Source organism: Pseudomonas fluorescens, assembly GCF_902497855.1.
GTDB lineage: Bacteria > Pseudomonadota > Gammaproteobacteria > Pseudomonadales > Pseudomonadaceae > Aquipseudomonas > Aquipseudomonas fluorescens_BI.
The window spans coordinates 833,392-845,842 of record NZ_CABVHU010000001.1 but is presented as its reverse complement, the minus strand read 5'-3'; the positions used below and the strand labels follow the sequence as shown (position 1 = coordinate 845,842).

Sequence of the window (12,451 nt, the reverse complement as noted above, 5' to 3'; positions counted from 1 at the left end):
TGCGTAAAGATGATCGTCCTATATCACTGCATGAGTGCACGTTCGTTTCGACCCTTGTGGATGCTTGAAGAGTTGCAGGTTGCTTATGAACTGAGAATGCTGCCTTTCCCGCCGCGCGTTCATGCGCGGGAGTTTTTGGTGATCAATCCACTGGGAACGGTCCCGGCGATGTTTGATGGTCAGTTGCTCATGACGGAGTCGTCCGCCATTTGTGAATACCTTGCCGTGCGTCACAACACCGATGGGCTGCAGGTTTCAGTTGAAGAACCAGACTTCGGGCTTTATCTGAACTGGTTGCACTTTGGCGAATCGACGCTCACCTTTCCGCAATCGCTTATTCTGCGGTACGCCAGTTTTGAAACACCGTCGCGCCGTATCCCACAGGTAGCTCAAGACTATACGCGCTGGTTCCTTGGCAGGCTCAAGGCGATAGACAGGGCCCTTGCTGGGCGCTCCTACCTCTGCCAGGAGCGATTTACCGGTGCAGACATTTCAGTGGGCTATGCACTGATGCTGGCAGAGTTCATTGGTCTGGGTGAGCAGTTTCCGGAACGGGTTCAACAGTACTGGACTCGATTACAACAGCGAACCGGTTATGAGAAGGCCTTGGCTGCGCAGTACCAAGCAGCAAAAGATCAGGGTGTGCCTGATACTCACTCCCCGTTGGTAGGTACATGATGCACTCGTCAGGAACCACTCCCCCCACCGTGGGTAGGTTCTAAATGCCCAACCCCTGTTATGTTCGCATTGCAACGGTCAGCGCGCTGGGCGACCAAAACTACAACACTACTCGCAAGCAGGTAGAAGGAATGAAAACAATAATAACGTTCTCCGTGATTTTATTACTGGCTGCCACCCCTGGCCTGTCGCTTCTGCACTCTTGCTTGTTGCGAGGCAAAGCCGGCAATTCAACTTGAGTATCTCGCTCCATGTGATCGTCCAATCGTAAACGCATGAGAAGTCATAGGATATGCTGATAGAACAGCAGCTATCGGCGACCGGTTGAATCCACAGCCATACGAACATCTGAACATCTGGCCGCTCACGCAAAGGATAAGGTCGTAAGATGTGTGTTTCATTGCCGATAAGGAAGTCGCCATGTCACCGAACAAGGCTTGCCCCGTCATCCTCTCCAGTATTCCTGGTGCACACATCCTTCTGTTCCGCCATCCAATAGCAGGCGTACAACTGGTCAAAGGGACAATCGAGAAAGGTGAAACTCCAGCTCAGACCGCTCTGCGTGAATTAAGCGAAGAATCAGGCATTGCAGCCGCCTCGGTTGTCAGCGATATGGGCTGCTGGGACGCCGGGCATCTCGACCAGATATGGTCATTTCAACTGTGTTTCACGCAGGCACCCTTGCCGGAGCGATGGACTCATCTCACGCTTGATGACCATGGCCATTCCTTCAGCTTTTTGTGGGCACCTCTCGATAATTTGCCGTATGCCGACTGTCATCCGGTCTTCCGTCGAGCTTTACGGTTCCTGACTGCCAGGCTAACAGCGCAAGGTTATGTATTGGCTCATGATCAAAGCAGAAACACATCATCCGAAGCTCCGACTTGATGTTCTCAGGCGGCTTTCGAGCGGCTGCTTCTGGCCGATTTCTGCCTTCCGTCACAGGCTAAAATCGGCCCAGGCTGTGTGAAAACGTAGCTGAGCCTTTGCGACGTTCGGAAATGAGGCGAAAATTACGCCAGTTCGCAAAATCCAGTTCTGCCAACCAACCAAACATTTACGGATTTCACATAGAAACGCCCTGTTCGATTAGGCGCTGACGTTTTCACACAGCCTGGGCCAAAAGCAGCCAGTGGATGGAGCAATGGAAAATGAGAGCTAAGCTTCCTTCTACTGTCGGGCTTATTGAGCAGATTGGGCTTTCCATCAATGGCGTGTAACCGCCTTCAGCGGTCACCACGCCGTTACAACATCCTGCCTGATCTGAACGCAAGCGAGAGAACAGGGAATGCTATCCACCCCCCCCGCGAAGGCGCTAGGTGTCAATGTCAATCACGCCTTGACAGGTGGCGGGTTGCAATCGGAATCACCAGTGGGCTTGCAATTGGATCGGTTCCGTGCCTCGCCGTGTCCCAAAGTGGAACCCTTGGTGCATGTTTCTCCGCGTGTCCGTCTAACAGACACCGTATAGACACGAAAACCATCCACCCAACAAAAAAGGCCTACGCCGCTAAGCGTAAGCCTTTGATATTCATGGTGCCCGAAGCCGGAATCGAACCGGCACGCCCTTACGAGCGGGGGATTTTAAGTCCCGAGGGGAAATCAATCAGGCCGCACCTTCTGATAGTTTTTCCGGTCCGCAATCGTGACCGGAAGACTGCCATCCGAGCCAATGTTTCCGCATACCTGCAAATGATTGCGGCCCGGAAAAACCCTTCATCCATGCTGAAAAATGGAATTTATCTAACTGGTTCTTATGATGGAGGTTATGCCGATTTTGCATACTCAAACGGATCTTATACGCCCTCTCGACTCCTAGCACCCCATGCTGGGGACTGTATCGACCTAACCTATTGATTTAAAACGGATACAGCCCATTTCAAGGGTGGCAAAACATCCGCTTTTTAGTGCTTATGCAAACGGTAAACCGTGGCCTGCAGCTGAGGTTTTGCGCACAGCTCTCCTCCGACGCTCTGCCTACCGAACCCGTCGTGCCATTCTGACCAACGCAGTATCAGCGGCTTCACGCAGCTACTATGCGTATTCCGAGCCATAGGGAAAAATTCCGAGTTTCAATAGGATATCTTTACGCAAATTTTAGAATTAGGCGCATTAGATGAGAGAGCCAGAAAAGCACCCACTGTTCCAACTACCCCAGAACCGCCAAGTGAAGATCTGGAGGTTCATGGACTTCACCAAGTTTGTCGCACTTCTTGAGTCGCGCAACCTATTTTTCTCGCGCGCCGACCTCCTGGGAGACCCCTTCGAAGGCTCCATCTCAGTCAAAGCGCACGAATTGCGGAAGGCGGAAGCCAGGCGGATCGGCCGCGAGTTTCAAGGGATCGATACTGCGGTCGTAACGCTTGCAGGATTTGGAGACCGCCTTTGGGACTCGCTAGATGCCGATACATATATGCAGCGCTGGACTTCTGAATGGATGTCAATCAGCTGCTGGCATATGAACGAAGTCGAGTCGGCCGCAATGTGGCAGCTTTATGCCTCATCTGGGAATGGTGTCGCGATCCAAAGCACGTATCAGAGGCTCAGGGAAGCATTGCCCGACGACGTCTACATCGGCGAGGTTAAGTACATCTGCTACAAAAACGACAATCTGGACCTTAGTAATTCGTTTTCCCCATTCATGAGCAAGCGAGAGTCGTTCAGTCACGAACGGGAACTCCGCGCAATTCACAGTAGCCCCCCCTCTCACAAGAGAGTCAATCCAAGCACCGGACAAGAAGAACGCTTTTCTGCTCACGACGTCCGTAACTCAGAGGCAGGTAAGAGCTTTAGAGTCGACCTGAATCAGCTGGTTGAGCGAGTTCACATTAGCCCGCTCGTACAACATTGGTACGCAGATTTAGTGAGGTCGGTCGCCCAGAAATATGGGCTTCATGCAGAAATAAAGCAGTCTGATCTCGATGAGAAACCTATATTCTGAGCAAAAAGCGATTCAGTCGCTGCTCTGCTCAATTAAATTCAATGCGCGCGCCTTTCACGGGAGTGTCAGGCGCTATTGCTTACCAAAGTTATACAGCAGAAGTGTGAAAAACCAGCTCAAAACTTTGCTAGGCGTGGCTTTCAGCTCGTGTGTGCAGTGACCTATTGAAACCGGACACCCATTTAGGCGAGCCAGCAGAGCAAAGCGCTTATGCCGGAACAGCAGAAAATCCTAGAGCTGGAAGCCCGGATCCAACCGCACCATACGCGGGGTGTGCGGCGATCACCCGGCGTCCTGCCGAACTCAATCCCACTCCGCCAGCACCATGCTTCCAAGATGCTAAGCTGACCTTTTCGATAGGAATCGTGATGCCAAATTCGGACCTGCTCCCCTCACTTCTGTTCAAGATCAACGAAAACCAGCTCGCCCTGGAAGCCGCCATCATGGAACTCACCCTTTGGGTCGAGCAGCGCGGCGCTGCCGACGTCGCTGACAACGTGCGCGGCGCCCTGGACACGATCGATAAGAACGAAGAGTTCATCAAGCTGACACTCGCGGTACTTATGGCTCCGGAGTGATTTTGCACTGGAGCAGAATTACACCGCGATTCTAAAGGGGTAAGGCAAAGTAACGATAGTCAATGAATCCGGGCACTTGCCTACTCAGGCGTACCCGGTTTTCACCTGCTTTACACGGTCAATGGTACAAAAATTGGTACAGGCTTTGTTCCTTCCTTAGGCGTCCTGCCTACCGTTCGTCACTCCAAAACCATACAACTCGTCGCTTCACCATCGCCCAAACCTTTTGCCTCGATTACTGTATATCCCTACAGTATCGATAAGGCATGACCGTGGACCCGCTCGAAATCGAAGACACCTCCGACTGGCTTGGCTGCCCGACGGAGCTGGAAACCTGTCGCCACTATTTACGAATGCTCGAAAACGAAGTGCAGGAGCTGACCCTGCAGCTACGTAAAGCCCGAGAAGACATCTTTGGCCTGGTGGAAATGCATGCGGATGTATCCAGGGAGCGGGACCACTTGCGCGCCGAATTGAACCACGCCCGAACGGATGCATCAAATGCTCATTGGCGGGCGACGGATATCCAGACAAAAACAAGCTGGGAGCTGATGTCGAAAGACAAGGTGATCAGCGAGCTCTGCGCAAAGATCCACGCTCTGACCGGCGCCGATCCATTCACCCAATTGCCGCCACGCTGATTACAGAATAGAAGGCTCCTACCATGTGCGGACGACTTTCCCAATACGATGGCATCCACGACTTTGTCGCGGCGCTGAGCATGGCCAACCCGCTGATCAATAACACCGGCGACCACCGGTTCGAGCGCTACAACACCGCGCCCACGACTCAGCTCGCCATCTTTCATCAGGAAGGCGAATACCTGCATGCCGATATGGTGCGCTGGGGATGGCGGCCGCATTGGGCCAAGGACCGCGCCGCGCCGATCAACGCCCGGGTAGAGAAAGTCGCCCACGGTCCATTCTTTCGGGCGATCTGGCCGCACCGGGCAATCATCGCCATCAACAACTGGTTTGAATGGGTCGATGAAGGCGGGCCGAAGAAGCAGCCCTACCTGATCCGTCGGCGTGACCGGTCACCAATCCTCTGCGCGGCCATCGGTCAGTACCCAAATGCCGAACATGAGCCAAGTGAGCACGATGGTTTTGTGATCATCACCGCCGATAGCGCCGGCGGCATGGTGGACATCCACGACCGGAGGCCGGTGGTGTTATCGCCGGAACTGGCCCGGGAATGGCTGGACCCGGCTACACCCAAGGAACGTGCCGAGCAAATGGTGTTGCTCCAAGGTGAGTCAACCGAAGCTTTCGAGTGGTTTAAAGTCGATTGCGCCATAGGAAACGTGCGGAACCAAGGGGCCGAATTGATTGAACCGTTGTTAAAAAACAAAACCATATAAGGTGATTACATGGATATTCCCGCCACACTGATTGCATCAGCTATAGGAGGTGCAATAGGAACGGCTGTCACACTATGGGCACACCGTCGCCAGTTCCTACTTGAGTACAGGACTGAAACAGCCCTCAAGCGTTTGCTCAATGGCAGCAAGTGGAGACTTCGAACTTTTAAAACTATCCAGTATCACGTTGCTGGGTTTGAAGAAAATGAGCTGAGAAAAATACTGATCAGAACGGGTGCCGTGCGATTCCAGGACTCATCGGGTGAAGAGATTTGGGGATTACTTGAGCGCAACAAGGATCTGCCGGATGCCGAATATGATACTGGACAGAACTAATCCGCACCGATCTTTGAACAGATTCGCCAGTGTAACGTCCACCACTCTCCATGCCGTGGCACTTATTGCACTTCCTTGAAGAGGACGTGATGGCCGAGTTTCAACGTCTGCTTGGCGCCCTTCGCCCAGACAGGCGGCTTCGACATGGTAGTCGCGTAGTAATGGGTCGCGCCACCGGTAGGATCTGACACCTTGCCGGCCATCACCTGGTCATACCCGCAGACTCCAACACCACACCACGATTGTGCTCTAGCATAAATGAAAAAAGCCCTCAAGCCACCTGACTCTTGGGCTCTAGGGCTGGAAAATGGATTTGGCTAACACGTGTGGATGGCATTTAGAGGCATATTTTGGCGTGAAGATGCCCGTCATTGCCCCAAGGATAATTTGTCGTTGGAGGTCAAGGCCCTCCACAGTGGGCCATTACCGAATTTCCGCAGGCAGTAGAACGCGTGCTTCGCATCAACCACGCTCATTTTCGTCCCGTACTCAACTGATCGGTCAGTGTAGCGGACGTGGTAGTAGTCCTCTGGTAGGAATACCCTTCCTTGTGCGAAGAGGAACCTCAATAAATAAGTTTCCTTTAGGCGATCGCCAAGCTACGCTCAAGGACTACATTCATCCAAGGAGAGTTGTGAATGAGCGATCCATTAAAGCATCCCAAAGCTGAGCTAGCCGCTGCACGCCGTGCCATTGATTCTATGAAATCAGCTAAGACTTTTGCAGAATTTGATTCCAGCTGGAGAACTTATTTATTTTGCATTGAAAAATTGTGGAAAAAAACAGAAGCCGCTTGTGCTTTAGTCCGAAATAAATTTGAACCCTGGCAAGCAAAGTATAACAGATTAAGATCTGATGACTTGCTTCTTAGTTACTTACAGCAAGCAAGAAATGCAGACAATCACTCCATTCAAGATTTTACTGACATCAAACCCCACACGACTCAGCTTAGAACGATAGATCCAAAACCAGGGCAAACGCATTTTATCAAGAGCATTAGCTGGGGACCAAATGGAGAGATGATTTACGAGGGAGACCCTGTTTTGGTTGTTGAAATCCCCCCTCACCCAGTAGCTGTTCCAGTAAAAAACAGGGGAGTGATGTATGAACCGCCGTCGACCCATTTAGATCAACTAATAGATAATCAACATCCTACCAACCTAGCCGAAATAGGATGGGATTTTTACAGGACTTTTCTAGAGTCAGTCGAACAAAAATTTTTCAACACAGCCAAGTAATTATTCAATTCTAACGGACTGGTAGGCAAACTCGCATGCCAGTCCAGCTATTCGGGCACGGTCATAGGCCTTAGCCAATTCTCCCGCTCGTGCATCAGCCCGTTTGAACATGTCGGAAAGCACCATTGCGGCGCGGGCGGCTGCTTCGCCTCGTCGGGCAACCCCGGAATCACCGGGGCAGTTACTGGGAGTGGCTGCAAGTCTGTCGGCTGCATCCCGCACGCGCATAGCAGCAGCATCGGAACCAGCAGCATCAGTGGCCGCAATCTGGTTCTGTTCTTTGGCATGTGCCCTTACCTCGTCTATCGCTATTTGCCGGCGCTGCTCTTCACACCGGGCTCCCGATTCAGCCCGCTGACGCATCATTGCATGAAACTCGCGCTGCTCTGCCCATTGCGCCCGCCAGACTGCATCAGCCACGCTCTTACCGTGACGGTAACTGCTATAAATAGCAGCGAGCACCAAGACAAAAGCGATGGCTATAACCGTTGCTCGAGCTCCACTCACGACAGCACCTTCAGGCCAAGATCATAGAAAGCCCTGCGCCCAGCAGATCCATGCGGCACTCGACCGAGCTTTCCCGTGTTTATCAGACTGCCAATATCCTGAAAGCGGCCAGCATCGGCCAGATCATTTAGTTTGTTGGCGGACCAGTACCAGGCGGCCGACAGCGCGGCATATTCCGGCTGCTCAAGCAGCTCGGGCTCAACCACAAGTGGCAGCCCCAGCGCTTCGCCGGCGGCGCGGTAGTTGCTCCGTCCGGTCAACTGAATCAGACCCCGGCCTCGATACCGCCAGCCGTCACCGACTTGGGTGTTGCCCAGCTGCGAACCGTAGACCACCGAGGCGATCCGCTCCGGCTTACGTGCATACATCCCAGCCAGACTCGCATCGAATCGCGAAGGCCATGTTTTCATCAGGGCCTCGGCGCTGTAGTTCAGGTTTTCCATCAGTCGGCGCAACTCGCCAGATTCGTGACCGATCTGAGCAATGAAGGCTGCCTGACGCACTCGGCTATCGATTTTAAAACGGGCCATAGCCCTGTTTAGGGCAGGAACAAAAACGCCCGCGACTGGGCGGGCGTTCGGGAGGATTTGCAGAAGCTGCTGCTTGGTGATTGGCATTATTTTCTCCAGCTAACTTTACTCTGATTTCTGTGACAAACCCGACAAGCTATTCCTCTCAAGTCCGCCTTGATAGTATTTTGCCATCCTAATGATTTTTCTTAACCTCCTTGAGTTTTTGCAATGCCTTACGAGCAAAACCATTTTTTGAAAATCCAAACCATAGAACAAAACCAGAAAGCCCAAAAAAGCATAATACGATAAACATCGAATACATAATGAATAAATCCATGACAAACATCACTCTTGAAATGGCGAACGCTATTTACACCTGTGCCTCAGTCGTAGCCATTACAGCCGCCCTACTATCTGCATGCGCCGGCGTACTGACATACATGGCATCCTCCGTTCAAGACAGATTCGCTGATCAAGCCATAGCCAATGCGAATCAAATGAGTGCAGAGGCTAATCGAGCAGCAGCCCATGCGAATTTAAAAGCAGAATCGCTCATAAAACAAAATATTGAGCTTTCGATCAAACTTGAAGCGGAGAAAAATGAACGACTAAAAACAGAGGCAGCCTTAGGACCTAGAAAACTCGATAGCACAATCTCCAGAGAGCTAGTTAAAAACTTGAACCTCTGCGAGATCGAGCCTCCATAGTTATAAAAGTCGCTCGACAAGACCCAGAAGTAGTTGATTATTCCTCTCAAATTATGCACCCATTCCTACTAGCAGGAATTGATGTAGAAGTAGACAAGGCGATGTTTTTCAGCAGCGGAAGTAACACCGGCGTACATGTAGTTTTATTCGAGGGCCCTGGAAACCTATTAATTGAAAGCGCAGTAAAAGAGGCCGGCTTCGCCTCTTCGATACTGAGAGCGGGACCACCCCCAAAAAACGGGACACTTGATTTCGACAGAGCAAATATAGCTGCATCAATCACCATTTTCCCCAAACAACCCCACTTATAATTTCAAGCGAACTGAACGATCGGAAATGAGAACAAAATTGATACACCCCGGATGACTCTTAATGTCTTAACGTGGAGCAGTGGATAATATTATTTGAAATACTAAATCGTTATTCCAAAAGCACCGAAGCGACGCTTCACCGAATTGTACAGCGTCTGTTTCTCAGCAGCCGACAACAGCCGCGGAATGATGGCCACAAATGCCACATCGACGGCGCCGATTAATGCAGTACCGTCAGTTCGGTAGGATGCGCCGATACGGTAAGCGCCCTGGCTAATGTCCATAGGCGGCGTCGAAGAACCGCCCAAGGAGAGCGTCTTGGTTTCCGTAGGACTGGTCAGGGTACTGATCGTCAGCTTGGACAGTCCGGATACCTGGCGCGCTTCTTCAGCCACAAAGAACTGAGGTGCCAAGACGTTTCGAGCGCCGACTGTCAATGTCTGGGCCAGCGTCGCAAGCGTGTTTGCCGGCTGACTCACATGGCTGATTGAAGCCGCACCGGCATAACCTTCGCTCGGCCCCGAGTACAACGACAGACCATTGCGCAGGGCGGCAGTCCCCGTATCGTTACTCACGATCGATGGACGATTCACGCCAGTCGCGGCAGCGTCAACGTTTCGATACACCACCACCACCGTGCTTTCCGCCGTGCGCAGCTGCCCGGTTTGCAGATAGGCGGCGCCACTGACCCGCAAGAACAGGTCGTCGATCGGCGTTGGCGAACCCACCACGGTCAGAGCAGGCCCCGTACCGAAGTTGCGAACCGCGTCGCTCAGGCCGCCCCCCAGCCAAGCGCACACGCCCGCGTCGAGAATAGGGCAATCATAGTCCACCAGGCGGCCGCCACTGAAGTCTGCATTTTTGCTGATAAAAGTCGTCACAGTTACACCTCGATACTTACATTGATAATTAACTCGATCCCGGAAATCGCTTGAACATTCACAAGCGAGGCATCCAAGAGCGAAACCAGCTCGATAACGAACCGGCCGGTGCTGCGATCAAATTGGCCAGCCTTGGCCAGGACATGGCGGGATGTCGCCGACGCCTCAGGCTGGACGAAAATAAGGGGGGCGGTGGCCAGCTTCTCGGCCACTAGGGTGATCACCCCGGCCGCATAACTCTCCACCACCAGGCCGGCCGAGGGCGAGAGCGCATCCAGATGAAAGCTGCTGTCGGCGGCCGACCATTTCAGGCGCCCCGCCGCCACCTGCCGAGCGCTACCCAGCACCGCAGACTTGATCTCCAGCAGCGGCCGCAGAAACTCCAACTCGGCCGCTGAGGACTCAAAGCTTCCGACCACCAGCTCGACGAAGGCTTCCGCCCCAGCGGTTTCCGGCACCGTAAAGGGCAGCCGATACTCTTGCAGGCTCGGTCGAATGACGGTGGTGTGCGCGCGCATCACCTGACCCTCCGGACAACCCTCATAGGGGTAGTACACAATCACCGGCCCTTGCCAGGCGGTCGCCGTCTCCGCCAGGACCACCGAGATCCGCCGGCACAACAGGCTGAACACCAGGGACTCGCCGGCACGCACCGGCACGCGCCTGGTCAGGCTGGCCGTGCCGCCCAACCCCGCCGAACAGCGCGCCGACTCATCGGTAATCGTCACGCCCGAAGTCTTCGTCCATCCCTGCCACGCATGGCCCAGGCTTACGCTCATGAATCAACCCTCAAACTGACATCGGAAATAATTGAATTGACACCCAAGCGCTCCAGGCGCTTGGCCGCCGCCAGGGTGTTAACCCCCCACGCGCTTATGCCCAGACCAGCCGCTTTCGCGCTGCGCACGATGCCCGGGTTCGCCTGAAGTGACGGTGCATCGGCGGACAGCTCCGCCGGCGCCAGCGGCGCGGCCGTCAACACCTTGCTGACGTAATCCGTCGCGCTGACCAGCCAGCTCAGAGGCACATCGGTATAGCGGCTGCGCACATAGGCCAGCTCACTGAAATTGATGCTCGCAATGGTCGTCAGCTCAAGCATCTGAGCGTCATCGATCAGCTGTAGGAGCGTGTCGGCGTGCGCGATCGTGGGCAAATCCTTGAGTTCGACCAGGCTGTAGGCGGACTCTTCACGCGCCCATTGCAGATACTCGCTAAAGCGCGGAATTCTCACGCCCTGCTCGAAAATCGTGCCGCTCAATTGCTTGAAGGTCAGCGCATCGATCTGCGCCGCGGTTAATGAACGAAAGCTGCCTGTGCCGCTGGTCAACGCATCGACCGTCAGGTCGTGAAACACGTAGGCCACATCGTCGCTGCTGAACTTGACGTCCAGTTCCAGCACGTCAGCACCGCGCTGCAGGGCCGTGCTGAACGCCATCAGCGTATTTTGCGGGGCCTGACTAATGAACCCACGGTGAGCGGCGACCTGCATTTTGCGAAGCCCGCTGCGACTGCGCGTATCCCGAATGAGGTTCATGGCCGTCTTGACCTGTTCCTCGCCGGCACCGGCTTCGTTCACACCCGCACCCTTGGCCGCGAAGCTTTCGGGCGTCAGGCTCATGGCGTAGTAGCCGTTGGCATCGCGGACCGCCAGGACTTTGCTGGCTTTCTCGATAGCCACCCCTTCCATGCCCTTGGCGACGTCTTCAAGCACCTGGAAGCCGGGGAATTGTGGCAGCGCATCGCTGCCGGCTTTCACCCGGACCGAGTAGTAGCCATAGGCGTCGCGGACCGCCAGAGCGTTTGATTCATCACTCTCAAGGTCAAAGGTCGAGAGCCTTACACCGTCAGGCCCCAAGTACGCCTCATGGGTGCCAAAAGAACCATCGTCATAGGCCAGCCAGCGGTTATACCCATAGTTATCGCCATGCTTGGCGTACGCCGGGCCTCGGCCATCGCGAAAGCGCGCCCGCACCAACGCCGCGCTGGGATAGGTGTTAACGTACCCGGCAGTCCCGTTTTCGTTTTTGTACAGCACCAGGTACTCGCCATCATCCGCTGACGGCGTACTGAAATAGCCGTCATTGCCGGTACCGGCCAAACCGGCGGCCGTGGTTGCATAGGTCATCGCACCCGCCATCTGCGACGCCACTTCCGTCAGCGACGCGGTGACTTTGGCCTGAGCCAGCACCGCCTGTTTGGCCAGGGTCGGGACCGGACCGGACTCGGTCAGCACATCGGTCAGCGCATCCCCGTTAACAATCTGTCGCTGCGTTTGCGCCGAGGCATTGGCCAGCGTGGCCGCCTCCGACAGTTGGCCGGCATAGGCCTCCAACGCGGAAATATCAGTCATGCATGGTTCTCCAGACAACAAAAAACCCGCCGCAGCAGGTCAGGGAAATACG

Annotated in this window: 14 protein-coding genes, 1 tRNA gene and 1 pseudogene; 9 read left to right on the top strand and 7 right to left on the bottom strand. The window is 54.1% G+C overall.

Translation table 11 applies throughout. The features are described from left to right. Positions 1 to 9: 9 nt before the first annotated feature. Both F8N96_RS04060 and F8N96_RS04055 read left to right on the top strand, forming a co-directional pair. Entirely contained in the window at positions 10 to 678 is a 669-nt protein-coding gene (locus F8N96_RS04060) for a glutathione S-transferase family protein (protein WP_150796682.1), read from the top strand. 420 nt (positions 679 to 1,098) lie between these two features. Next, positions 1,099 to 1,566, top strand: a complete 468-nt coding sequence (locus tag F8N96_RS04055; protein ID WP_150796681.1) for an NUDIX hydrolase — start codon at positions 1,099 to 1,101, stop codon at positions 1,564 to 1,566. Positions 1,567 to 2,212: 646 nt separating this feature from the next. On the opposite strand, the gene F8N96_RS04050 is transcribed toward F8N96_RS04055, so the two are convergent. Then, a tRNA-Leu gene (locus F8N96_RS04050) sits at positions 2,213 to 2,348 on the bottom strand. A 515-nt stretch (positions 2,349 to 2,863) separates the two neighbouring features. Here F8N96_RS04050 and F8N96_RS04045 point away from each other — a divergent pair. The 5 genes from F8N96_RS04045 (at position 2,864) to F8N96_RS04025 (ending at position 5,893) form a co-directional block, all read left to right on the top strand. Then, positions 2,864 to 3,619 (top strand): DUF2971 domain-containing protein, encoded by a 756-nt coding sequence (locus F8N96_RS04045; RefSeq protein WP_150796680.1) that lies wholly within the window; start codon positions 2,864 to 2,866, stop codon positions 3,617 to 3,619. A 368-nt stretch (positions 3,620 to 3,987) separates the two neighbouring features. After that, positions 3,988 to 4,197, top strand: a complete 210-nt coding sequence (locus tag F8N96_RS04040; protein ID WP_150796679.1) for a hypothetical protein — start codon at positions 3,988 to 3,990, stop codon at positions 4,195 to 4,197. Between the two features lie 266 nt (positions 4,198 to 4,463). Beyond that, on the top strand, positions 4,464 to 4,838 hold the full coding sequence (locus F8N96_RS04035; protein ID WP_150796678.1) for a hypothetical protein: 375 nt from the start codon (positions 4,464 to 4,466) through the stop codon (positions 4,836 to 4,838). 23 nt (positions 4,839 to 4,861) lie between these two features. Continuing rightward, entirely contained in the window at positions 4,862 to 5,557 is a 696-nt protein-coding gene (locus F8N96_RS04030) for an SOS response-associated peptidase (protein WP_150796677.1), read from the top strand. Between the two features lie 9 nt (positions 5,558 to 5,566). Continuing rightward, entirely contained in the window at positions 5,567 to 5,893 is a 327-nt protein-coding gene (locus F8N96_RS04025) for a hypothetical protein (protein ID WP_150796676.1), read from the top strand. Positions 5,894 to 5,955: 62 nt separating this feature from the next. On the opposite strand, the pseudogene F8N96_RS04020 reads toward F8N96_RS04025, so the two are convergent. Next, a pseudogene (locus F8N96_RS04020) lies at positions 5,956 to 6,105 on the bottom strand (cell wall hydrolase); the annotation flags it as partial. Between the two features lie 426 nt (positions 6,106 to 6,531). Here F8N96_RS04020 and F8N96_RS04015 point away from each other — a divergent pair. Next, positions 6,532 to 7,131, top strand: a complete 600-nt coding sequence (locus F8N96_RS04015; protein WP_150796675.1) for a hypothetical protein — start codon at positions 6,532 to 6,534, stop codon at positions 7,129 to 7,131. Here F8N96_RS04015 and F8N96_RS04010 read toward each other — a convergent pair whose 3' ends face one another. Further along, positions 7,132 to 7,638, bottom strand: coding sequence for a DUF2514 domain-containing protein (locus F8N96_RS04010; RefSeq protein WP_150796674.1), 507 nt, complete (start codon positions 7,636 to 7,638; stop codon positions 7,132 to 7,134). It abuts the gene before it with no gap. After that, positions 7,635 to 8,255 carry a glycoside hydrolase family 19 protein gene (locus F8N96_RS04005; RefSeq protein WP_150796673.1) on the bottom strand — a complete coding sequence of 207 codons (621 nt, stop codon included), beginning with the start codon at positions 8,253 to 8,255 and terminating at the stop codon, positions 7,635 to 7,637. Before F8N96_RS04005 ends, F8N96_RS04010 begins: the two co-directional genes overlap by 4 nt. A gap of 218 nt (positions 8,256 to 8,473) precedes the next feature. Between F8N96_RS04005 and F8N96_RS04000 the strand changes: the two genes are divergently transcribed. After that, positions 8,474 to 8,857, top strand: a complete 384-nt coding sequence (locus F8N96_RS04000) for a hypothetical protein (RefSeq protein WP_150796672.1) — start codon at positions 8,474 to 8,476, stop codon at positions 8,855 to 8,857. Positions 8,858 to 9,269: 412 nt separating this feature from the next. Here F8N96_RS04000 and F8N96_RS03995 read toward each other — a convergent pair whose 3' ends face one another. From F8N96_RS03995 to F8N96_RS03985, 3 genes are read right to left on the bottom strand one after another with little or no spacing between them, the layout of a single operon-like run. Further along, on the bottom strand, positions 9,270 to 10,049 hold the full coding sequence (locus F8N96_RS03995; protein WP_150796671.1) for a hypothetical protein: 780 nt from the start codon (positions 10,047 to 10,049) through the stop codon (positions 9,270 to 9,272). 2 nt (positions 10,050 to 10,051) lie between these two features. Continuing rightward, complete coding sequence (locus F8N96_RS03990; protein ID WP_150796670.1) at positions 10,052 to 10,828, bottom strand: hypothetical protein; 777 nt, start codon at positions 10,826 to 10,828, stop codon at positions 10,052 to 10,054. Continuing rightward, the gene (locus F8N96_RS03985) at positions 10,825 to 12,399 is read right to left on the bottom strand and encodes a glycerophosphodiester phosphodiesterase (RefSeq protein ID WP_150796669.1); all 1,575 of its coding nucleotides are present in this window, start codon (positions 12,397 to 12,399) and stop codon (positions 10,825 to 10,827) included. The genes F8N96_RS03990 and F8N96_RS03985 overlap by 4 nt, the downstream gene beginning before the upstream one ends. Between the last annotated feature and the right edge of the window lie 52 nt (positions 12,400 to 12,451).

Bases quoted from the DNA above. Each gene is read 5' to 3' on its own strand.
- F8N96_RS04060 (WP_150796682.1), top strand. From the start codon at position 10: ATGATCGTCCTATATCACTGCATGAGTGCACGTTCGTTTCGACCCTTG.
- F8N96_RS04055 (WP_150796681.1), top strand. From the start codon at position 1,099: ATGTCACCGAACAAGGCTTGCCCCGTCATCCTCTCCAGTATTCCTGGT.
- F8N96_RS04045 (WP_150796680.1), top strand. From the start codon at position 2,864: ATGGACTTCACCAAGTTTGTCGCACTTCTTGAGTCGCGCAACCTATTT.
- F8N96_RS04040 (WP_150796679.1), top strand. From the start codon at position 3,988: ATGCCAAATTCGGACCTGCTCCCCTCACTTCTGTTCAAGATCAACGAA.
- F8N96_RS04035 (WP_150796678.1), top strand. From the start codon at position 4,464: ATGACCGTGGACCCGCTCGAAATCGAAGACACCTCCGACTGGCTTGGC.
- F8N96_RS04030 (WP_150796677.1), top strand. From the start codon at position 4,862: ATGTGCGGACGACTTTCCCAATACGATGGCATCCACGACTTTGTCGCG.
- F8N96_RS04025 (WP_150796676.1), top strand. From the start codon at position 5,567: ATGGATATTCCCGCCACACTGATTGCATCAGCTATAGGAGGTGCAATA.
- F8N96_RS04015 (WP_150796675.1), top strand. From the start codon at position 6,532: ATGAGCGATCCATTAAAGCATCCCAAAGCTGAGCTAGCCGCTGCACGC.
- F8N96_RS04005 (WP_150796673.1), bottom strand. From the start codon at position 8,255: ATGCCAATCACCAAGCAGCAGCTTCTGCAAATCCTCCCGAACGCCCGC.
- F8N96_RS04000 (WP_150796672.1), top strand. From the start codon at position 8,474: ATGAATAAATCCATGACAAACATCACTCTTGAAATGGCGAACGCTATT.
- F8N96_RS03990 (WP_150796670.1), bottom strand. From the start codon at position 10,828: ATGAGCGTAAGCCTGGGCCATGCGTGGCAGGGATGGACGAAGACTTCG.
- F8N96_RS03985 (WP_150796669.1), bottom strand. From the start codon at position 12,399: ATGACTGATATTTCCGCGTTGGAGGCCTATGCCGGCCAACTGTCGGAG.